We start from the raw sequence: 21,031 nt of genomic DNA on the forward strand, positions 1-21,031 counted from the left end.
ACTCGCTTTGTTCCCCTCAGACAGCCACTCCTCACACCCCCCCGGCCCGGATCAACCCGGCCAAATTATTACGTCCCTGATCGGCCAGCAAAGTTGCTTGGGCAATAAACAACTGCGCAGTAGTCACTGCGTCGTTGAGGGCATTGTGCTGGGCATAGATCGGCAACCCCAGCGCGCTTACCAACCCGCGCAACTCAACCGCTGGCGCCGGCATATCACGCGACTGTTCACCGAGCCACTGCGCATTCAGGTGCAGGGTCATCGCCAAACGGGCCGTATCAAGGATGGGCCGGCGCAAACGGCCACCAAACGGTTTGAGCGCCGCGTTGATAAAGCGCACATCAATTTCGGCCACATGCACCACCAACACCCGCCCGGCAATCCGCTGCAACAACTCGGCGAGCACCGCTTCGGGTGGCGGTGCATCGCGCAACTCTTCCGGGGTGAGGTGATGAACGCGAATGCTCTCAACGCTCGGCTCGCGATCAGATGGCGGGCGAATGAGCGAATACCACGTCTGTTTCAGCAAGACGCGCCCATTCTCAACATTGACGGCGCCAATCGCAATCAGCGCATCGTGACGCGGATCGAGGCCGGTGGTTTCGACATCGATCACCGTATAGGGCACTTCCCGCCACGGCAAGCGCCGGTCAGGTTCGGGGAAGGCTTCGTAGGCCCGCACAAAATCGGCGGGAGGCGTGCGCTGAAAGAGGCGTGACCAAAGCGAAAGCATAGTCTCTCCCGTGCAAGCGTCACGCCAACCGATCGGTCTGGAACACGAGCGCCACCCCGCGCTGCACCGAGGCAATCGCCTGCAATGACTCTTTGATCTCGCGCCGTTCGCGCGGGCCAAGCTGGTGGAAATTGACGAGATTATCTGGGGTTAAGCCATTGGCAATCTGCTGCTGCTGATGCTGCAAACGCAACATCGAGAGCAGTTCAAACGCGCTAATCAGATTATCACCGTCTTCGCGGCTCAACACACCAGCGGCCATCGCCGCGCGCAAGCGCGCGATCGTATTGGTCTCGTTACTGCGCGCTTCCAGCCCAAACAGACGGGCAATATCAACCACCATTGCCGTGCCGCGCAGCTTCAGATCGAGCAGATCGCGCTGCTCACCGCGCCGTTCGAGCGCCACTTGGCGGAAGAAGGTGAGCGGCGCAGGTTGGCGAAGGGCGGCGCGGGCAAGGCGGGCCATAAAGATGCGATGTTCGGCGGCGTGTTGGGTAATCGTGCGCAGGATCGGCTCAGCCGGCAAGGCGCCATAGACTTGGCGGTAATCGAAAAAGATCGCCGTGCGCAGCAACGACTCCTCATCGGGCACTTCGATCCAGCGCCGGAAGTAGCGTTGCCAGACCGACAGCGGCTGGCGCCATTCGGGATTGGTAGCCATCACATCGCCGGGGCAACGGGGGAAACCGCACTCAACCAGCCAACCTACCACCAATTCGGCCAACCGTTCAAAATAGTGTATCACTTCAGGCGAGGCTTCATCATCATACACCAGCGCATTATCTTGATCGGTGCGCAGGGTCTGCTCATAGCGACCTTCCGAACCGAGCACCAGCCATGCGTAAGGTGCGGGGGGCGGCCCCAATTCGGCCTCAGCATCGTGCAGCAACCGTTGCAACAAGGCATCGTGGGCAACGGCCACCACGCGGCCAATATCGCTGACACGAGCGCCGGCAGCCATCAACGTATTAACCGCATCAGCCACCTGATCGGTATAACGGCGCAGATCGGCCAGCGAGGTCGCTCGTTGCAACAGACGCGGCAAAAAGAGCGGACTATTGCTCTGGCGACGCAAGATATCGGTATGCGTCACCAAGCCGATCACGCGATCGTGATCAACCAACGGCAAATGGTGAATACCGCGCTCGAGCATAAGCAATAAGCCCTCGAAGGCCAGCGCATCAGCCGAGATAGTCGTCGCCGGCGCGCTCATCACCTGCCGCACCAACGTCGTATCAGGCAAGCCTTCGGCCAGCACGCGATTGCGCAGATCGCGGTCGGTAATAATGCCGGGCGGAGACTGATCAACAATCAATGACGAAATCCGTTCGGCGCGCATCAAGCGCGCGGCATCCCCCACCGTGGCATCGGCGCTGATAAACACCGGCGGGCGAGCGATCAAATCGCGCAGGCGGGTTTGAAACAGAGCCGGGTTCGATTCAGCTTGGCGGGACTGGATCGCATGCCCCAGCCGTTCGATCACCGAGGCGGCAAAAAAGGCGGCGAACTGTGGCTGTTCGGCGCGCAAGCGATGAAAAATCGCCCCCGGCAACAAGTAGAGCAGCGTATCGGTATGGGCACGCACCGTCACCAACGGCGGCTGGCCGCGGATGAGGGATGGATGGCCGAAGGCTTCACCGGGACCGAGCGTATCGACCACCTGATCGCCGCTGCGCAGCAGATCGACCGAACCCTTACACACAATATACAGAAACTGGGCCGGCTCGCCGCCACGGGTGAGGATAGTCTGGCCAGCGCGGACGAACTCAATCTGCAACTCACCGGCAATCTGGTGAACGACGTGATCGGGCAGGCGATCAAACGGGGGGTAAGAGCGCAAAAAGCGGGCGATCTCGTCCATACCGATATGCTCATTGATACAATGCGAGGCATCTCCGGAGGAGGAGATGCCTCGCCAGCGACGACGGAACTACACAGGAGGCTACCGGCGTTCGATCAAGAGACGAATAGCTGTGCGTTCCTCGTCATCGATCGCGACATCGATAAACGACGGAATGCAAACAATATCGATCCCCTCCTCGCTCAGATAGGCGCGGGCAATAGCGACGGCCTTAATTGCCTGATTGGTCGCGCCAGCGCCAATCGACTGCACTTCAGCCGAACCATTCTCGCGCATAACACCGGCAATCGCGCCGGCAACGGCACTCGGCCGCGAGCGGGTCGAGACCTTAAGGACCTCGGCACTGCGCTGCTGACGAGCGGGAACGGCGTTGCTATCACCGACAGCCCGCTCTAGCGGCTGGGCGTTGCTCATAGCTTCCTCCTGTTGGTGAAGGGTAGATAGACGGCTCGCATCATCGGGCGGAGTTGCCAGGCTCATACCGGCGCAGCCTCCTCGTGTAAAAGAACCCTGATAGCCGACAACCGATGCGTGAGACAATTGTACCACACGGCATCGTGATTAGCAGACCAAATGGCAAGAATTTTTCGCCATTTGGCCTGTAGACTACCGCGCATAATCCACTGCGCGGGTTTCGCGAATAATCGTGACTTTGATTTGGCCCGGATACTGTAAACTCTCCTCAATTTTCTTAGCCACATTCCGCGCCAAATGGATACTAGCCAGATCATCAATCTGATCGGGTTGGACCATCACGCGCACCTCACGGCCGGCCTGCACCGCAAACGCGCGTTGCACACCGGGAAACGAAGTTGCAACCGTCTCTAGCGCTTCGAGGCGCTTAATATACAGATCAAGCGTCTCGCGTCGGGCGCCGGGGCGCGCGCCCGAAATGGCATCAGCCGCGATCACCAAAAACGCTTCGACGGTTTGCGGTTCTTCATCGTAGTGATGCGCAGCAATCGCGTGGACAATCGCCGGCGAACGGCCCAACCGGCGGGCAATTTCAGCACCGATCAGAGCGTGAGGGCCTTGCACTTCGTGATCGACCGCCTTACCAATATCGTGCAAGAGCGCCGCCGTTTTGGCAATATTCACATTAGCCCCTAATTCAGCCGCCATATGCGCGGCCAACAGTGCGCATTCCAATGAATGCTGCAAGACATTTTGGCCATAGCTGGTGCGATACTTCAACCGACCTAGCAGCTTGATCAGATCAGGGTGCAACCCTTGCACATTCGCTTCGTAGGCTACGCGCTCACCCTCTTCACGCATAATCTGCTCGATCTCAAGCTGCGTTTTGTGAACCACCTCCTCGATACGTGACGGATGGATGCGACCATCCTTTAATAACTTCAGCAACGCCACCCGTGCCACCTCACGGCGCACCGGATCGTGGCACGAGAGCGTTACCGCTTCAGGGGTATCATCAACAATAATATCAACCCCGGTGATCTGCTCAAACGCGCGGATATTTCGCCCTTCGCGGCCAATAATGCGTCCCTTCAGCTCTTCGCTGGGCAGATTCACCGTTGAGACGGTCATTTCCGCAACGTAATCGCTCGCGCAGCGCTGAATCGCTAAGCCGATAATCTTGCGGGCAATCTTATCGGCCTCTTCTTTTGTTTGCTGTTCGAGTTCGCGGATGCGGCGAGCGGCATCTTCGCGCGTTTCGCGTTCAACCTCGGCCAAAATAATCGACCGCGCTTCATCGCGCGACAACTGCGAAATGCGCTCGAGCTCTTGCGCCTGCTGACGCTTGAGCCGTTCCGCTTCTTGCGCCAGTTGTTCGATTTGGCGCTCGCGTTGCTGGATCAATCGCTCGCGTCGCTCGATCCCTTCGAGTTTGCGATCGATATTTTCCTCTTTCCGTTGCAGCCGCTCTTCTTGCTTTTGCAGACTTTGGCGCGACTCGCGCAACTCAGCCTCGGCCTCGTTACGCAACCGCAACGCCTCATCTTTGGCTTGCAAGAGAATTTCTTTTTGCTGGGATCGCGCCTCTTCGATCAAGAGCCGCGCCTCAGCAGCTTTGCGTTGCACTAGTGAGCTGACCCCATTGTTCGCCCACCAAATGCCTATGCCGGCGCCGCCGGCCAACCCTGCAAGCAGGGCGACGACGGCCCAGAGTAGCTCTGTCACGGTATCCTCCTATGCAGTTGTTAATGTGCATGGCGCCGAAGAATATATGCTCACCGGCGATATGCGAATAGAATATTGTAACTATGGATCATCAATCCATTAGATAATCATCATCATACTGATCGATACCCTTGCTGTCAAGACTTTTGCCGCGAGTCAATGAGTTGAAGAGCGGTATTGCATCTGCTATAATCGACCAAGGTACTAAAGCGCGCACCCTTGTTGTTGCGCGTCCGCTGTATTGTACGCACCATCCTGAGGAGGATGAAACTGCATGCTTCGTTCATTATGGCGAGCCACGTTGCTCTTGCTTATCCTTGGCCTAAGTTTGTTGGCGCTGGCGACCTGCGCTAATCAACCAACGCTGGGAACGCCATTGTTCGTACAGCAATTGACTGCGCAACCGAGCAATTATACCGGGCGTGAGGTGACGGTTGACGGGGCATACGTGTGGCGACCGGGCGATCCGTCGCTGTCGGTGCTGGCAGTGGGGGTCAGCACGCTTGACAATGGTCTCGATGCGCAGCCGATCGGCGAAGCGATTTGGCTGGAAGGCTTTCCGGCGGACGTGACTGAACATCTGCACCGGCCGGGTGATGCAGTATACGGTTTTGTGCGTGTGCGTGGTCGTTTCGAGGCGAATGGCAACTATGGCCCCGGCGGCGCGTACCGCTTCTTGTTAACCGTCAGCAGCGCCGAACCGATCGAGCGCATTCGCCGCGTCGAGCAACGATTAACCGACCGTCCGCTCGGCGCCGATAAAGTGTCGTTTTTTGAACTACTGCGCAATCCGCAGCAATATCAGGGGCAACGGATCACGACGCAAGCGTACTATTTCTGGAATTCGATCATCTATGTGCTGGCCGAGGGCATCTCAACCGAAGAAGACGGTTCCAGCCCGCAGCCGGTCGGCGGTGCGATCTGGGTCGAGCAGTTTCCACCTGATCAGTCGGCGCTGCTAACAGTTGGGCCGAATAACAGTTTCGTATGGGGGCTGGTGGAAGTGACCGGCACCTTCCAGACCGGCGGCGGCTTTGGAAAGGACGGCGCCTACCAGAGCATCTTTTTCGTCGAATCGGCCCGGCCCGTGCAACCGTGAGAACATTTATCACACAGCGAGGCGAGGGGGGTGTATTACTTCATCGAGCCGATGCGCGAAGATGACATCCCGGCTGTGCAAGTGATCGAACGGCAGAGCCAGATGACGCCGTGGTCGGCACAGACGTACCGGCGCGAGATCCAGAACCGGCAAGTATGCCGCTATGTGGTCGCCCGCGCCGATACGCGCCCGCCAAACGGCGCACCGCCGCAACCCGATTATCCGTTATTGACACGCATGTTGCAACGACTTGGCCTGATTGGGCCATCGCCGGAACAACGCGCCCCGATCGTGGGTTACGGCGGCATCTGGCTGAATGAGACGAGCGGCCACATTACCACCATCGCCGTCGCCCCACCACACCGCCAGCGCGGCGTCGGCGAGCTGATCCTCAACGCCCTTATCGATGGCGCATATGAATTAAATGCGCAATACCTCTCGCTGGAAGTGCGGGTGAGCAATCTGACTGCCCAGCGCCTCTACCTCAAATACGGCTTTCGACCAGTCGGCCAGCGCGCCCATTACTATATCGACAATCAGGAAGACGCGCTGGTAATGTGGACAGATCCAATCACAACTAGCAGCTACAAAGAGCGTTTGCGGGAGTTGCGCCGCCGGTTATACGAACGCCTACGCCAGCAGGCCGATCAGGTCGTTGCCGATAATCCCAGCAGCGGCTCCAGCGTTGGGTAAAGCGGGCTTTGGCGAAGGTCGGCGGCGCGGAACCGACCACGATAAACAGCATCGGCCAATTCGCGATGAAGCTGGGACAGCCGGTCGCGGCCCTGCACGCGATCGCGAAACGCAGCATGGCGCAAGAGTAATGCCGCTTCGTTGCGCGGTGAGAGTTTGCCGGCAAAGATGCGGTGCGGCGCGCGTGACGCCAACCCCACCTCATCACAACGGGCTAAGAGTTCGCGGTCGCGATCTTGCCGGTAGAACGGGTTGACCGTCGCTTGATCGCGGTACATGTCGCGATAATAGCGCGGCGGGTACGAGCCGAGCTGGCTGAGCAAGACATTGATCCGGTGACGGTGGCGTTCGTTCGGAATATGCAGGTAATCCCAGACGACGAAATCAACGCCGGCTTCGGCGCAGGCTTGCAACACCCGGCGGAGATTGAGGTTGCTGTCGTTGATATAGGGCATAATTGGCAAAAGCGCCACACCGACCGGAATACCTGCCCGTTTCAGCTCGGCAATCATCTCAAGCCGTAACTGCGGCGACGGCGCGCGCCCCTCAAGGCGGACGGCGAGGTGCTGATCGAGCGTGAGCAGAGTTGTGACCACGATTGCCAAACTCTGCTCGTTGATTTTCTGCAACAGAGCGCGATCTTCCAACACCAGCGGGCTTTTGGTCATCACCAAACACGGCTGACCGTGTTCGGCAAACAGTTGCAATACTTGCCGGGTGATACGGTAGGTCTGTTCGGCAGGCTGATACGGATCACTCAGCGCACTTATCGCAATCAGATCACCGCGATCAATCGCCGGCAGCGCCGCTGCCAGCCGCTGCGGTAGATCAATCGGAATAGCAATTGTCTCGTTGAGCGGACGTTCGCTATACACCCAGCTATCGCAGTAGGGGCACCCCAGCTCGCAGCCGGTATAGATGCTCATCGTATAGGCCGAGAGGAAGTACTCGTTGATGAGTGAGCGGCGCGCGCTGAGCGGCGGCAGGTTAGGAGCAAGTTCACGTTGATAGTATGCCATAGGCAGATCTTACCCATTGGTACGGTTGCGGCGAGCGGCGGCCAGCGCGGCGAGCAGTTCGGCATGAATAAGGCCGTTAGTAGCAACGATCCGATCGTTGCTGAGCGGGCGCCAAGCCTCGCCTTGCCAGCCGGTGACCGTCGCGCCGGCTTCGAGCGCGATCAAACCGCCAGCGGCGACATCCCACGGCTTAAGACCCAGTTCCCAGTGGCCATCGGTGCGGCCAGCCGCGACGGCGCAGAGATCGAGCGCCGCCGAACCGGGCCGGCGAATGTCTTGCACCAGCATCGCCAGATAGGTCATTTCGGCTAGATTGTTGTCGGGTTGTTCAAAGCGATCATAAGGCAAGCCACTGCTGAGCAGACTGCGGGCCAGCGCCGAGGTCTGCGAGACGCGCAAGCGGCGGCCATTGAGGAAGGCACCGTGACCACGCTCGGCGTAGAAGAGTTCGTTGCGCATCGGATCGTAGACAACGCCGAGCAGCGGTTCGTTGTAGGCGAGCAGGGCAATCGAGACGGCAAAGATAGGCAGGCCATGGAGAAAGTTGAGGGTGCCGTCGAGCGGGTCAATGAGCCACGTGTAGGGCGAGGACATACTGACGCCGCTGCCCTCTTCGGCGATGATGGCATGGTCGGGGTAACGGGCACGGATGGCGCCGACGATCAGGGCTTCGCTGGCCCGATCGACTTCGGTGACGACATCGGCGTGTTGTTTTGGTTCGTAGCTGATATCACGTTCAGCCCCGGCGCGGATCAGCGCGCCGGCGCGATAGGCGAGTTCGATAGCGAAATCGAGCATCATAGATGGCAGCCCTATTGATGGTACAGTAGCAAACACCGTCTTCATTGTAATACCAAAATGCAAAGGCACCGTAGAGCCGGACGGCTGGCCGGCTCCACAGAGGGCGTAAAGGAATATGAGGTTTGGGAACGGTATTCCGACCCACTGCACCTACCCCGTTGGGAGAAAGGGGTAAAGCGAGACTTGCAAATTTGGCGGGGCGAGGCTACAATCGGCCCGCTATGGAACACACCTTGTCGCCGATTGGCGTTGTCGTCGTTTCGTATAATACCGCTCCCTTATTGCAGCGCTGTTTAGCGTCGTTGCAGGCATGCACGTTGCCGCTGCGGATTGTCGTGGTGGATAACGGCTCGCGGGATGAGAGCGTTGCTCTTGTGCGGCGTGAGTTTCCGGCGGTGACGGTGCGGGAACGGCTCGACAATCCCGGTTATGCAGCCGCGTGCAATGAAGGAATAAACTTGCTGGCAGATAGCTGCGAGGCGATGTTGGTGCTCAACCCTGACACCGAGGTATTGCCGGGGGCGATTGAGGCGCTGGTCGCGTTCTTGGCCGCTCACCCGCGGGTTGGGGTCGTGGGGCCGCGACTGCTCAACCCTGATCGCACGTTGCAACGGGCGGCGTTTCGCTTCCCCGATCTGATCACGACAGCGCTCGATCTCTTTCCGCCGGGCGAAGTGTTGCCCGGACGGTTGTACGACTCGTGGTGGCATGGGCGCTACCCGGCTGAACTTGGCACTGAACCCTTCCCGATCGATTATCCGTTAGGAGCGTGCATGCTGGTGCGCAGTAGTACGATCGCTGAAGTGGGCGGTATGGACGAAGGCTACTTCATGTACTGTGAAGAGATCGATTGGTGCCGGCGGATCAAGCAGGCGGGATGGGCGATTTGGCAGGTACCGGCGGCTCAGGTGATCCACGTGGGCGGGGCAGCGACCGGCCAATTCCACTGGCGGATGCAGGTGGCGCTTTGGCGGGCGCGGGCGCGCTATATGGTCAAGTTCGCATCGCCGGCAATGCAGCGCGCATACCACCTGCTTGTCATGGTAGGCATGATCCGGCTGATAGGCAAGGCATGGTTGGCCCACCTCAGCGGCCAGTGTGATCGTGATACGCTGCGCAGCCACATGCTGGCCTACAGCCTGATTCTCGGTGAAGCCGGCAGATTCGCGCCGATACCGGTTGCGCAGGTGACGCGCTGATGCTATAGTAGCAGTAAGAGCAGGCGCTGTCTGGCGGGATAGCCCCTTCTCGAAAGCCATAGCGTGAAATTCTTTCGCGATTCAAGCCAAACCTTGTGAGGTTGGTTCGCGTGAACATACCGGCGCATTGCTCCACAACTCGCAATGATCATCGCCGCAACGCAACGTATGCCGATGCTGCTCAGGGTGAACAAGCCATTGGCTGCTGGTCTTTGCGGTAGGATTATCACCTTGTGTCTTGCGTGAGCTGGCGCCGATGCATGCTCCGCGCTCCGCCCTCTCCTACACGCAACAGGAGCAGATCAGACAACGATGTACGACCAAAAGCGACCTGATGTCGCGGTCTTCATCGACTTCGAGAACATTTATGTGAGCGTGCGCGACAAGCTCAACGCTACCCCCAACTTCGAAGCGATCATGGACCGCTGCAACGATCTCGGCCGCGTCGTGATTTCACGCGCCTACGCCGACTGGTACCGGTACCCTCGCATCACCAGCGCACTTTACGCCAACGCCATCGAACCGATCTACGTAGCTACCTACTATTACGACAAAGATGCCGGACGCACCGGGCGCGCGATCAAGAACAGCGTCGATATGAATCTATGCATCGACGCGATGAAAACGCTCTTTCTCCATCCAAACGTCGGCCGATTTGTGCTCGTCACTGGCGACCGTGACTTCATTCCACTGGTGCATAGCATTCGCCAACAAGGCAAAGAGGTCTACATTATCGGCATCGGCGGCGCAGCCAGCACCCATCTCGCCCAAAGCGCCGACGAGTTTGTGTTCTACGAGCAGTTGATTGGCCGCCAGCCGAACGCGAGCGTCGCCGCCACGGCGATTGCCGGCCGGGCCACTGAATTGAACCGGGCGATTGAAGCGGCTGAGATAGCAGCCGCGCCGATTGCGCCCGCCGCGCCGATTGCACCGGTAGTGCCAGTAACGCCGCCACCTGCCGAGCCGGACATCTACGAGGTGCTAGTGCAGGCGATCCATCTGGCCCGTAAACGCGGGTATGTCACCACACTCGGCTCGCTCAAGATGCTGATGAAAGAGCTGATGGGAGGCGATTTCAAAGAGAGCCGGTACCGCGATCTGAATGGACGTCCCTACACCAAATTCAAAGATCTGGTAATGGACGCGGAACAGCGCGGGAAGGTGCAGATTTTCACCAAAGGTTCGGTGAACGAGGTCTTCTTGCCGGGTGAAGATCCACTCAAGCTGTCGCGGTTTGCGCCGTTGCTGACCGAGGAATTGCCGCCGGAGCCGGTGGTGCTTGATCCGCCGGTAGGGAGCAACGGCGAGGTGCAACTGGCTGAAATCAGCCCAGTAGTGATCGAAGAGGCGAAAGTCGCGGTAGCGGAGCCTCTGGTAACTGCTGCGCCGAATGGCAACCGCCGCCGTCGCCGCCGATCGCGGCGCAACAATCGCAACCGCGATGAGGCGCTGACTGTCAATAGTGTGATTGACGCTAGTGACGAAGATGAAGAAGCAGCGGATGAGCCAGAGTATAACCCGCCGCAGCTTGACGAACCTCTGCCAGCTATCGAAGCACTGCCGGCGCTAGCCGAACTGCCGATAATAGAGGAGCTGCCAGTACCAGATGCGCTGCCAGCGATCGAGGAGCTGCCAGTACCAGATGCGCTGCCAGCGATCGAGGAGCTGCTCGCACCGGTTGAGTTGCCGGCGGTTAAGGAACTGCCAGTGCCGGTTACCCCAGCAGAATCGGCGGTCAGCAGCGAATCGCCGGCCAAGCCAAGCCGGAGCCGCCGCCGGCGGTCACGCAAAGCTACGGCTGAGAGCGAGACGATCCCGGCTGAGGAAGTAGTTACCGCCGAGCCGGTCGCCGCCGAGCCGGTCGCCGCCGAGCCAGTCGCCGCCGAGCCAATCGCCGCCGAGCCAGTCGCCGCCGAGCCAATCGCCGATGGCAGCGCCGGCCACGTTGACCTGACGCTCGAATTCAGCGCCGAAGAGTGGGAACTATTCCGCAACACGGTGCAAGCGCTTGGCAAACCGGCCACCTTCCAGCAATTGTTGAGCGCATTGCAAGCGGCGCGCAAGCAGCATAGCATGCCGCGCACAACCGAAGAGAACCGCACGATGCTCAAGCAAGCCATTCATCACGGCATACTTGAGCGCACCACCCGGAATCGCCGCGTCTATTACACCCTAAAGACGAGTGAGTAGGCTGATCAAAATTTGTGGTCTGCGCACGATCGATCTGGCGCTGGCAGCCGCCACTGCCGGCGCCGATCTGATCGGGCTAGTGTTGGCGCCGAGCCGCCGGCAGGTGACAGTGGCGGAAGCGCAAGCGATTGCGGCGGCGGTGCGAGCCTTGCCGCCGCCGCGTCCGTTGATTGTGGGATTGTTCGTAAACGAAACGGCTGATGTGATCGGCCAGATCGCTCTTGCGGCGGGGTTAGAAGCGATTCAATTGAGCGGCGATGAGCCGGCTGATTTTCCCAACCAAACCGGGCTACCGCTGCTGAAGGCCATCCGCATGACTGGCGACGCGAACGAAACGGCATGGCTGGCGCGGATCGCAGCGGCGGGGCCGGTGACTGCCCCCGGTTTGCCAACGTTAACAGCACTGATAGACGCGCACGTTGCCGGGGCTTATGGCGGCACCGGCCAGCGAGCCAATTGGGAGCGGGCAGCACAATTGGCCCGGCGCGTGCCAACGTTCTTAGCAGGGGGGTTGACGCCGGATAATGTGGCGCAGGCGATTGCGGCAGTCGATCCGTTGGGGGTGGATGTCAGCAGCGGCGTGGAGCGGGATGGGCAGAAGGACGTCGGATTAATGGCGGCGTTTGTGCGCGCCGCGCGAGGGTGGGGAGTAAAGAGTGGGGAGTAGGGCGTAGAGAGTGGGTTGCAGATACGGGGAGCGAGGGAGTCGGAGCGGGAAGTGCTACCTACGCTCCTATAGCCGGTACGGTTTCAGCGCGCAGCACGCCATCAGCGCCCCGTAACCGCTCCGCTATCCCGGTACAGGGTGGGTCTGGCACTGCAATCTGAATCACTCGACCCAATGCGCGGCAGGATTATCTGCACCCATGCATTGCACAAGCTGGAATGATGGTAAGCGGCGCGCGCAGCAACGGCATAGGTATAGAGCATGCGGATACAACCACACAACCCATCCCCCCGTCCTACAAGACCGCGCGCCTTTACCACGAGATATGCGCGCCGGATCGTCATCTGGCTGCTTACGCTGCTGATTCGGTTCACTATTGCGGTTGCGCTCCTGTTGACCTTACGCTGGATCGTGCTGCGCTTCCGGCGGGTGCGCATCCGGCCCACCCCTTACGCCACACCGCCGATCGGGCCAGAGGCGATTGACACCAAACGCCGGCGAATTGTGCTCAGTGATTTGCATTTGGGCGGCGGCGACCGACGCGATGATTTTTGCGATGATGAAGTATTGATTGCCTTTCTCGAACATTACGTCGCGCACGAACCAACCGAACTCATTCTCGCCGGCGACACGTTTGAGTTTTTGCAGATCAGTTTGCCCGACGTGGCCGATGATGAATGGTCGCAACGGGCTGCTGCCCGGCGCTTGCAAGCGATCATTGCCGCGCATGCCGGCGTATTTGCTGCTCTACGCCGGTTTGCGCAGCAAGCTGGCAACCAACTGACAATCTTAATCGGCAACCACGACTTTGAACTACACTACCCAGCGGCCAAAGAGGTCTTGCGACAAACGCTGGGCCTACCGCCGGATGATCCGCGGCTGCGGTTTGGGATCAGCTATCACGGCGGCGGCGTCTATATCGTGCATGGAAACCAATTTGACCGCTGGAACCGCTTCGTCAATTTTGCCAGCATTAGCGAACCGTTTGAGGTCGTGCGCGGCACCCAGTTGGTCAAAGAGGTCATCAACGAACTCGAAGAAGACCCCTTCCCGCTCGCGCCACTGGTTGACAACATCAAACCATCATCGGCGTTTTTTTGGTACTTGATCAGCTTGCAACGGTTGCGCGATCCGGCGGCGCGGCGGTTTGTCACCCGCGGCGTGATCGGCTTTTTGCAAGTCACGGCGTGGGCGCCGCCGCACCATCTGTCAAGCGAACCGGACGAATGGTTGCAACGGTCGCCGTTGATCGTGCTGTGGCCACCGATTGCGGCTTTGCGCCGGCGACGGGTGGCACGCCATCAAGCGATTGCGCGCCAGTTTGGGGCGGCTGCCGAAGCGGTGGGTGATCTGCCAGAGATGGTTGATCAGGTGCGTGATGAAGCGCGCCGGCAAGCCAGCCGCGAAGTGGCCACCTTCAACGACGAGATTGCGCGCGACATTGCACGGCTGGCCTGCCAGCCAGCCTACCGCGACGACCGACTGTTTGTGTGCGGGCATACTCACGTGGCGCGGGTGATCGATCTCGGCAATGGCCGTCGCTACATCAATGTCGGTACGTGGACTGATGTAGTATTTGATGTGGAGACGATGCGGCGACCGCGCCAACGCTACCCATTTCTCGAAATCAGCAACGGCAGTGACGGCGCGCCGCACGGACGGCTGTTGGTCTGGTATGGGCCAGATCAGCCGCCACAACCGTGGTACGACGAGGAACCGCCGCGGCAGCGACGGCAAAGTCGTGTACAATATAGGCGCAAAGGAAACGGTGTAACAGCGCAAGCACGAAGTCGCGAAGACCATTCACAACGAGGGTACTACGTTAAGCAGGAGGGAACCATGAAACATGTGTTACGCATTCTCGGCATTGCAGCAGTGGTAGGGCTGGCAATTGCCATCTTCCGCGCCGTGCGCCAATATCAGGAGGACAGTGTGTTTGACCTGACTCCGGCGACGAATACCAATACGGCGAACAATAGTGGGCAGCGTGGGAGCATTAGCCCTGAACTGCTCAGTATGTTGGCCGATCCCGGCGACAAGGGGCCGGTTGAGCTGATGGTGGATGCGAACGGCAAGGAGTGGCTAGTGAACCGGCGCAACGGCTACCGCTACCCGATTGAAGACGGCATTCCGATCATGCTGCTCGAAGAGGGTGAGAAAAACAAAGACGAGAGCCTGATCCAGAAGTAAGGGCAGGCAAAGGCGCCGGGAGGGTTTCACGCCAAGGTGCGAAGAACGCGAAGCACGCAGAGGGTTTCACGCCAAGGTGCGAAGAACACTCAGAATGCAAAGTTTTGTTGTGGGGGCGTACACAGGCTGTAGGCTGCCTTGCAGGGTTCGGCGCGTGGTTGGCTTGGCTAACATTCCTTCCCCCTCCTCCGCTGGAGCAGGGGGATAGAACGCTAAAAGCACGAAGATTTGTTATAGTTGCGCAGCGCGCGAGTAGCACCCCTTTTCAAATCCTCAGTGACCTTTGCACTCTTTGCGTCCTTGCGTCAGGTTTGATTGCGCCCTTTGCGGCTTGGCTTCGACTAGAAAGTGTGGCTATGCAGGACGTGGTTTCGCGACCGGGGAGATTCGGCCCGTATGGTGGGCGATACGTGCCCGAAACGCTGATGCCGGCGGTCACAGCGCTGGAAGAGGCATACGAGGTGGCGAAGGCCGACCCGTCGTTTTGGGAGGAGTTAGCGCTGCTGCACCGCACCTACACCGGCAGACCGACGCCATTGACGTTTGCGGCGCGGCTGACCGCCCACTGCGGCGGGGCGCAGATCTACCTCAAGCGCGAGGATTTGGCTCACACTGGCGCGCATAAGATCAACAATGCGCTGGGACAGGGGTTGCTGGCGAAGCGCATGGGTAAGCGGCGGGTGATCGCCGAGACCGGCGCTGGCCAGCACGGCGTGGCGACAGCGACGGTCTGTGCGCTGCTTGGGCTTGAGTGCGTGGTGTATATGGGGGTGGATGACATGGCCCGCCAGCGGCCCAATGTCTTCCGCATGCGTTTGCTGGGGGCCGAGGTGCGCGGCGTAACCAGCGGTTCGCGCACGCTGAAAGATGCGATTAACGAAGCGATGCGCGATTGGGTGACCAATCCCGATAGCTATTATCTGCTGGGATCGGCGTTGGGGCCGCACCCCTACCCAACGATGGTACGCGACTTCCAGCGCGTGATCGGTGTAGAAGCCCGCGAACAAATCCTCGCTGCAACGGGCCGGTTGCCGGATGTGGTGGTGGCCTGCGTCGGCGGTGGCTCGAACGCGATCGGTATCTTTCACCCTTTCCTTGACGATCACGAAGTAGCACTGCGCGGCGTTGAGGCTGGCGGCAGAGGTAAGGGGCTTGGCGAGCATGCGGCCCGCTTTCGCGCTGCGACCCCCGGTGTGTTGCAGGGCACCTATTCGTATGTGTTGCAGGATGAAGCCGGCCAGATTGCGCTGACCCACTCGGTAAGCGCCGGGTTGGATTATGCCAGCATTGGCCCCGAGCATGCATGGCTGCACGATAGCGGACGAGCAACGTACACCGCTGCTAGTGATGAGGAAGCGCTAGCTGCGTTCCAGTTGTTAGCGAAGCTAGAAGGGATCATTCCTGCCTTGGAGAGCGCCCATGCGGTAGCGGAGGCGATCCGGCTTGCACCCACAATGCGGCCCGACCAGATTATTTTGATCAACCTATCGGGACGCGGCGACAAAGATATCTTCACCGTCGCCGATCTGTTGGGGGTCGATATCTAGAGGCGCAGAGGGAGCAAAAAACGCAAAGGCGCAGAGTTCGCACAGGACGCTGAAGATGTGAAGGCGAAGGCTATCAGTGCGCTTAAGTAGCCAAACCATCACAAATCTTTGCGACCTTCGCGTCCTTTACGTTAAAAAATCCTTTGCGTTACCGGCATCTTTTGCGTCTTTGTGTTGGTAGAGACGGACGGTCGTCTCTACAGGGTGTACGTATGACAACGACGGTCATCTTGAATCCGGCGGCGGGGCGCGGGTTGGCGGGCCGGCGACGGGGCGCAATTGAAGCCGAATTGCGTAAGCACGAGATTGAGTATGAAATCGTCACCACCCACGCTCGCGGCGGTGCGACTGAGCTGGCGATACAAGCTATGAATCGGGGTGCAAACCGGTTGGTAGCAGTAGGTGGCGACGGTACGATCAATGAGGTGGTCAACGGGATTATGGATAGCCGCAAAGGCGGGCAGGTTGCTCTAGGCATTATCCCGCTTGGCACCGGCAGCGACTTCGTGAAATCACTGCCCGGCCTGCGTCTCGGCGATATTGCCGGCGCGGTGCAACGGCTGGCCAATAACCGCACGCAGGCGATTGATGTGGGCCGGATTCGGGTGGAAGCGGGCCGGTTGCAGCTTACCCGCTGTTTTATCAACGGCTTGGGCATGGGTCTCGATGCAGCGGTGGCAGTCGAGAGCCTTAAGATTAAGCGGTTGCGCGGCTTCGCGGTGTACTTGATCTCAGTATTCAAGGCGCTGGCCACGTACCGGCCCGGCCCGATGACGGTGCGTTTCGATGGGCAACGGGTCAGCCGCCAGCTTTTTTTTGCTAGCGTCGGCAATGGGCGTTGCCAAGGCGGCGGTTTCTGGATGACACCGGAGGCGAAGCTGGATGATGGTCTGCTCGATTTGTGTATCGTAGATACAATGCCGATCTCGCGCGCGCTGCGCAAGATTCCGTTGCTGATCCGCGGGGTGCATACCAACGAGCCGGAGGTGACGATGGCCCGCGCGCGGCGGATTGAGGTGACGTGCCCGACGCCGATCCCGGTGGCGACCGATGGCGAAGTGATTGCGACGGCGGCGCAGCGGGTCGAGGTGGAGGTGTTGCCGCGAGCAGTGCGATTGGTGGTGTGAAAGGCGCAGAGAGGGCAGAGGCGCGCAGAGTCTAAACGCAAAGACGCTAAGATCGCAAAGAACGAGAAGGAATTTAATGGTGGGGGCTACCAGCGCGCTTGTACCCAATCACTAAAAAACCTTTGCGTCTTTGCGTTATTCCCTCTGTGCCCCGTGGCGTTCTGCTTGCGTTATCCCCTCTGCACCTTTGCCCACCTTGCGTCTCCATCTTATTGACAAGCGGCTACCATCGCACTACAATCGCCGGCGAGAGCGCATGTAGCCCGGTGGCTGCCGCGGTCTTCAAAACCGTTGGGCGGAGTGACGAACTGCGCCGGTGGGTTCGACTCCCACGCGCTCTCGCTGGGGCTGCCATCACGATCCGACTGCTCTGTTAGGGAGAAGATTGCGCCTGTTTAGGATAAGACGTGACGCAGGGCTGGAAGCCGGCGGATGACGAGCCAGTCTAACACAACCACTAGCGCGAAAGAGAGACCGGCTAGCGGGAAGAGCGTCCCTAGCACGATAATAAGTATCAACAAGCCACGCATCAACGGAAGCTGTGGCATTGATGGCGCACCAAGGCGACCTTTTGGCCGACGCCGCCACCACATTACTGGCCCGGTGATTGACAGAAGGATCACCGTCAGCGCAGCAAAGAGCATGAGCAACTGATTCCAGAACCCGAAGAGACGCCCTTCATGCACGGCAATACCGGTCTCCACTAACTTCGGCACCAAGCCGTACTGCTCCCAGCCAATGTCAGCGAGTACACGACCACTATACTGGTCAATATGAATTGTCCGGCTATTGGTCGGCTGATCGGCAAAGATAGTAATCGTGTAGACCCCTTCTGAACTACTTGGCGGCGTCACGCTGAATCCCATCGGTACGCCTACTGCCTGCCCAAAGGCAACGACCGAGTCGATAGTGACTGGAGTGCTCACCGCCCCATGAGCAACGTTCGCGTTTGTGCTTGCACCCTCGCCTTGATGATCGGCATGCGGATTTGACTGTGGCAGAGGTGTGTCCTCAACTGCCCACGGCACGATCTTTTCAGAGCCGGTGTTCAAACTGGCCGCGGTCGTATCAGAAAGTGGCACATTCTCCCAAAGTTCAGGCGGGTATTGCGCCCAGACCCGCGCAAAGTTCGATCCCCAGAACGTCGCCCAAGGAAGACCGGTGATAATGAGCAAAACTATGGCAAGTGAGGCCCAAACACCGGGCACTGCATGCAAGTCGCGCCAGAAAATCCGCCAGTTCTTGGTCGTAAGGCGGGGAAGCAACACTCCCCAAATGGTTGATCCCTTCCTTGGCCACCAGAGGTAGAGACCGCTGATGGTCAGTATTAGACCCCAGCAAGCGGCAAGTTCAACTAGATAGTCGCCAATATCGCCGAGCAATAAACTCCCATGCAATTGAACCGCCGCCTCTTGCAGATTCCAGTCATCGTTGCGCTCACCGAGTATCTCGGCGGTATACGGGTTGACAAACACCGAGCGTGACTCGCCGCTTGCAGTACTGATCTTCACAATCGTGCTGCGATCCGCTGCCTTTGCGGTCTGAAATTCATTGAAGGTCGCACCGGGATATTGCGCAAGCACGGCAGCGATTTGCACGCTTGGAGGTTGGACGGTTGTAGCGGGCGTAACCCGAGTGGGGTACATGAGGTCATCGAGTTGCGGTTTGAAGAGGTAGATGATACCAGTGATTGCCAACATGAGCATAAAAGGAAATACGAACAAGCCAGCATAGAAATGCCAGCGCCAAATGAGGCGGTAGAGGCGCGATGCAAGCGGAGTGTCGTTCCCCAAAGCAGTATCCGCCGATAGGGTTGTATCATTGGTAGTCAACATGATGAACCTCTTGTGGATTGCATATCTTGTCTTGCTAGACACAGTGTCCCGTTCCGATTAATTCACGGCACGATGCTCATTCCCAACAGGAGACAAGTCGTATTCAGCAATATTGTGGATTGCTGAATAGAGTAACATCGGATAATGAGCGGTGAGACAATACTACAGTTGGGAAGAATGTTATGCAGCACGAGGTGGCGGAGAGAGCGGGGACATATCTAGATGGGAGAGATGTCCACCGAAGAGTTTTAAAGAGGTGATGAGAAGGGTCAGAAGAAATAACGCTACTATCGCCGAAGCAACTCCTTCGTAGACAGAACGTGGCAAGAGATTCGTTGCAGTAGAGGTTGTGAGTACATCCTCAGCAGCTATTTTGGGAGATGGCTGACTTGTGCGCCACAACATCTCACAAAGATAAAATGATATACCATCATCACGTGCAGTATGCGTGGGAACCTGATGTAAGCGCATATCAATTGTTGCACAGTGGATGAGGCAGGCAAGTGGGTTGAGGATCGTGAGGATGAGTGCAATTAGGTATGCAAGGATAAACAACCATTTCCTTGCATTCGAGGGCAGTTCATATTGATAGTGAGGGTAACAAGCAGAAAGATGCATAATTCACCTTACTATAATGCTATAAGCATAACAACCATGTTGACATTTGTCAACCAACGCGGGGCGCACCACAGGGTGTCGGGACGGGGCACCCCACGATACCCCCACGCCGGGGATACGACGCCCATCCCACGGTGCGGGACGCTAGGACGGGGTACCCCACACCGTGGGGGGCACCGCATGCGGTGCCCTTACGGGAACGGGGAACCCACTCGGCGGGTACCCCACAGCGGGGCACACGGGCATTTGTTATTCACCTGTTGGCATTCGTCATCCGCCCGCTGCCAGCATTCGCAGTCGGCGATCAAGCGGGCCACTTGGGCGATACGCTGCGCTGTGCGCAGACCACGCTGGCAGGAGATCGCGCTCGATCCACATCCAGCGGTCGGTTGTGGTGGCGATGCTGCGCGCACCGCTTAGTACTGTCGGTAGACCAAAGAAGGTGGAAAAGGATGGCCCACTAACCGGCCCGCCGCCGGTAAAGTCCATCCATGTTCCTAATGAGGCGATAAGACGGCCAAGGTCTGATAACTGTTCCATGTAGGGCGGTAAGATAGTCATCTGTTCGTGGCCGAGCAGCGTCATTGCAGCTTGGCTCACGAGTTCCCAGCCTTGCGTGAAGGTGGCCGGTTCACACAGAAGTCGGGCGCCTTCGTCGAGCAGGCGGAACGAGGTCAGGATGGCGTGATCGGCGTCAGTGGCGCAACGCTCTAGCTCGGCCAACCCGCCATGGATATACGCTAAATGTGCCCAGCCGGTATCTTGGAAGATAGCATCGTTGGCCTGTTTGATGACTAGTAAATCGGCTAACAATTGGTCGGTAGCGGCTGTGTGCAGCAGCGTGGGTGCAAAGAGGGCAAGGGTTACACCACGCCCTACTAGATCGCCGAGGAGATCGAGAATGGCGGTTGATGGCTGTAGCTGCGATGCGCCATTTGCGATTATCTGCTGAGGTGCGCGCAGTCGGTCGGCGAGAGCAATACCGATGCCGACTTGGGCCGAGGCAAATGCCGCGAGGCCGGCCCAACGGAAAAGCCATGGCTGGCGAAGGTACCAGTCGGCATAGGCAGCAGTAATAGCGCGATTGCGAGCGACGATCTGTTCCCGTGGCGGTAGATGTTGGTCGATGATGGCACACCAGTCAGCCTTGGTTGGCATAGGTTCCTCGGGGTAGTAGTGGGTCACCTAAAGGTGCGGAGGAGGTGAAGTGTGCAAGAGACGTTATACCGCAAAGCCGCCAAGGGCGCAAGGGTAGTAGGGTTATGGGCAAAGCGCGCATGCGACACCCTCCCCCCACCATCTTTTGCGCCTTC

General features: G+C 58.8%; 16 protein-coding genes and 1 tRNA gene. 9 read left to right on the top strand and 8 right to left on the bottom strand.

Translation table 11 applies throughout. From position 1 onward, the window contains the following. Positions 1-31: 31 nt before the first annotated feature. The 4 genes from Q1A59_RS03420 to rny all read right to left on the bottom strand — a co-directional run bounded on the left by Q1A59_RS03420 (position 32) and on the right by rny (position 4,733). On the bottom strand, positions 32-733 hold the full coding sequence (locus tag Q1A59_RS03420) for a PolC-type DNA polymerase III (RefSeq protein WP_298405708.1): 702 nt from the start codon (positions 731-733) through the stop codon (positions 32-34). Between the two features lie 19 nt (positions 734-752). After that, entirely contained in the window at positions 753-2,594 is a 1,842-nt protein-coding gene (locus Q1A59_RS03425) for a DUF294 nucleotidyltransferase-like domain-containing protein (RefSeq protein WP_298405706.1), read from the bottom strand. A gap of 81 nt (positions 2,595-2,675) precedes the next feature. After that, the gene (locus Q1A59_RS03430; RefSeq protein WP_366144854.1) at positions 2,676-3,008 is read right to left on the bottom strand and encodes a stage V sporulation protein S; all 333 of its coding nucleotides are present in this window, start codon (positions 3,006-3,008) and stop codon (positions 2,676-2,678) included. 192 nt (positions 3,009-3,200) lie between these two features. Beyond that, entirely contained in the window at positions 3,201-4,733 is a 1,533-nt protein-coding gene (gene rny / locus Q1A59_RS03435; protein ID WP_066790078.1) for a ribonuclease Y, read from the bottom strand. A 274-nt stretch (positions 4,734-5,007) separates the two neighbouring features. On the opposite strand from rny, the gene Q1A59_RS03440 reads away from it, so the two are divergent. Both Q1A59_RS03440 and rimI read left to right on the top strand, forming a co-directional pair. Then, the gene (locus tag Q1A59_RS03440; protein ID WP_298405703.1) at positions 5,008-5,832 is read left to right on the top strand and encodes a hypothetical protein; all 825 of its coding nucleotides are present in this window, start codon (positions 5,008-5,010) and stop codon (positions 5,830-5,832) included. A gap of 51 nt (positions 5,833-5,883) precedes the next feature. Beyond that, entirely contained in the window at positions 5,884-6,525 is a 642-nt protein-coding gene (rimI, locus tag Q1A59_RS03445; RefSeq protein ID WP_298405749.1) for a ribosomal protein S18-alanine N-acetyltransferase, read from the top strand. Here rimI and Q1A59_RS03450 read toward each other — a convergent pair. Further along, a complete protein-coding gene (locus Q1A59_RS03450; RefSeq protein WP_298405700.1) occupies positions 6,480-7,544 on the bottom strand; it encodes a radical SAM protein in 1,065 nt (354 codons plus the stop codon). The two genes, rimI and Q1A59_RS03450, sit on opposite strands and share 46 nt — an antisense overlap. A gap of 9 nt (positions 7,545-7,553) precedes the next feature. Further along, entirely contained in the window at positions 7,554-8,342 is a 789-nt protein-coding gene (locus Q1A59_RS03455) for an inositol monophosphatase family protein (protein ID WP_366144855.1), read from the bottom strand. A 224-nt stretch (positions 8,343-8,566) separates the two neighbouring features. On the opposite strand from Q1A59_RS03455, the gene Q1A59_RS03460 reads away from it, so the two are divergent. The 7 genes from Q1A59_RS03460 to Q1A59_RS03490 all read left to right on the top strand — a co-directional run bounded on the left by Q1A59_RS03460 (position 8,567) and on the right by Q1A59_RS03490 (position 17,608). After that, positions 8,567-9,544: a glycosyltransferase family 2 protein gene (locus Q1A59_RS03460; RefSeq protein WP_298405696.1), complete on the top strand. Its 978-nt coding sequence runs from the start codon at positions 8,567-8,569 to the stop codon at positions 9,542-9,544. 312 nt (positions 9,545-9,856) lie between these two features. Further along, a complete protein-coding gene (locus Q1A59_RS03465) occupies positions 9,857-11,734 on the top strand; it encodes an NYN domain-containing protein (RefSeq protein WP_299643866.1) in 1,878 nt (625 codons plus the stop codon). Further along, the gene (locus Q1A59_RS03470) at positions 11,727-12,401 is read left to right on the top strand and encodes a phosphoribosylanthranilate isomerase (protein WP_298404682.1); all 675 of its coding nucleotides are present in this window, start codon (positions 11,727-11,729) and stop codon (positions 12,399-12,401) included. Before Q1A59_RS03465 ends, Q1A59_RS03470 begins: the two co-directional genes overlap by 8 nt. A 261-nt stretch (positions 12,402-12,662) precedes the next feature. Beyond that, entirely contained in the window at positions 12,663-14,591 is a 1,929-nt protein-coding gene (locus Q1A59_RS03475; RefSeq protein WP_298404679.1) for a metallophosphoesterase, read from the top strand. Positions 14,592-14,947: 356 nt separating this feature from the next. Beyond that, entirely contained in the window at positions 14,948-16,138 is a 1,191-nt protein-coding gene (trpB, locus tag Q1A59_RS03480; RefSeq protein ID WP_298404676.1) for a tryptophan synthase subunit beta, read from the top strand. 212 nt (positions 16,139-16,350) lie between these two features. Continuing rightward, complete coding sequence (locus tag Q1A59_RS03485) at positions 16,351-17,265, top strand: diacylglycerol kinase family protein (protein WP_298404673.1); 915 nt, start codon at positions 16,351-16,353, stop codon at positions 17,263-17,265. A gap of 248 nt (positions 17,266-17,513) precedes the next feature. Further along, a tRNA-Sec gene (locus Q1A59_RS03490) sits at positions 17,514-17,608 on the top strand. Positions 17,609-17,660: 52 nt separating this feature from the next. On the opposite strand, the gene Q1A59_RS03495 is transcribed toward Q1A59_RS03490, so the two are convergent. Both Q1A59_RS03495 and Q1A59_RS03500 read right to left on the bottom strand, forming a co-directional pair. Then, the gene (locus tag Q1A59_RS03495; RefSeq protein ID WP_299643871.1) at positions 17,661-19,100 is read right to left on the bottom strand and encodes a PepSY domain-containing protein; all 1,440 of its coding nucleotides are present in this window, start codon (positions 19,098-19,100) and stop codon (positions 17,661-17,663) included. Between the two features lie 888 nt (positions 19,101-19,988). Next, positions 19,989-20,876, bottom strand: a complete 888-nt coding sequence (locus tag Q1A59_RS03500; RefSeq protein WP_298405020.1) for a DUF2515 family protein — start codon at positions 20,874-20,876, stop codon at positions 19,989-19,991. Between the last annotated feature and the right edge of the window lie 155 nt (positions 20,877-21,031).

Origin of the sequence: uncultured Chloroflexus sp., from assembly GCF_937951745.1 — a bacterium.
In the GTDB taxonomy this organism is placed as follows: domain Bacteria; phylum Chloroflexota; class Chloroflexia; order Chloroflexales; family Chloroflexaceae; genus Chloroflexus.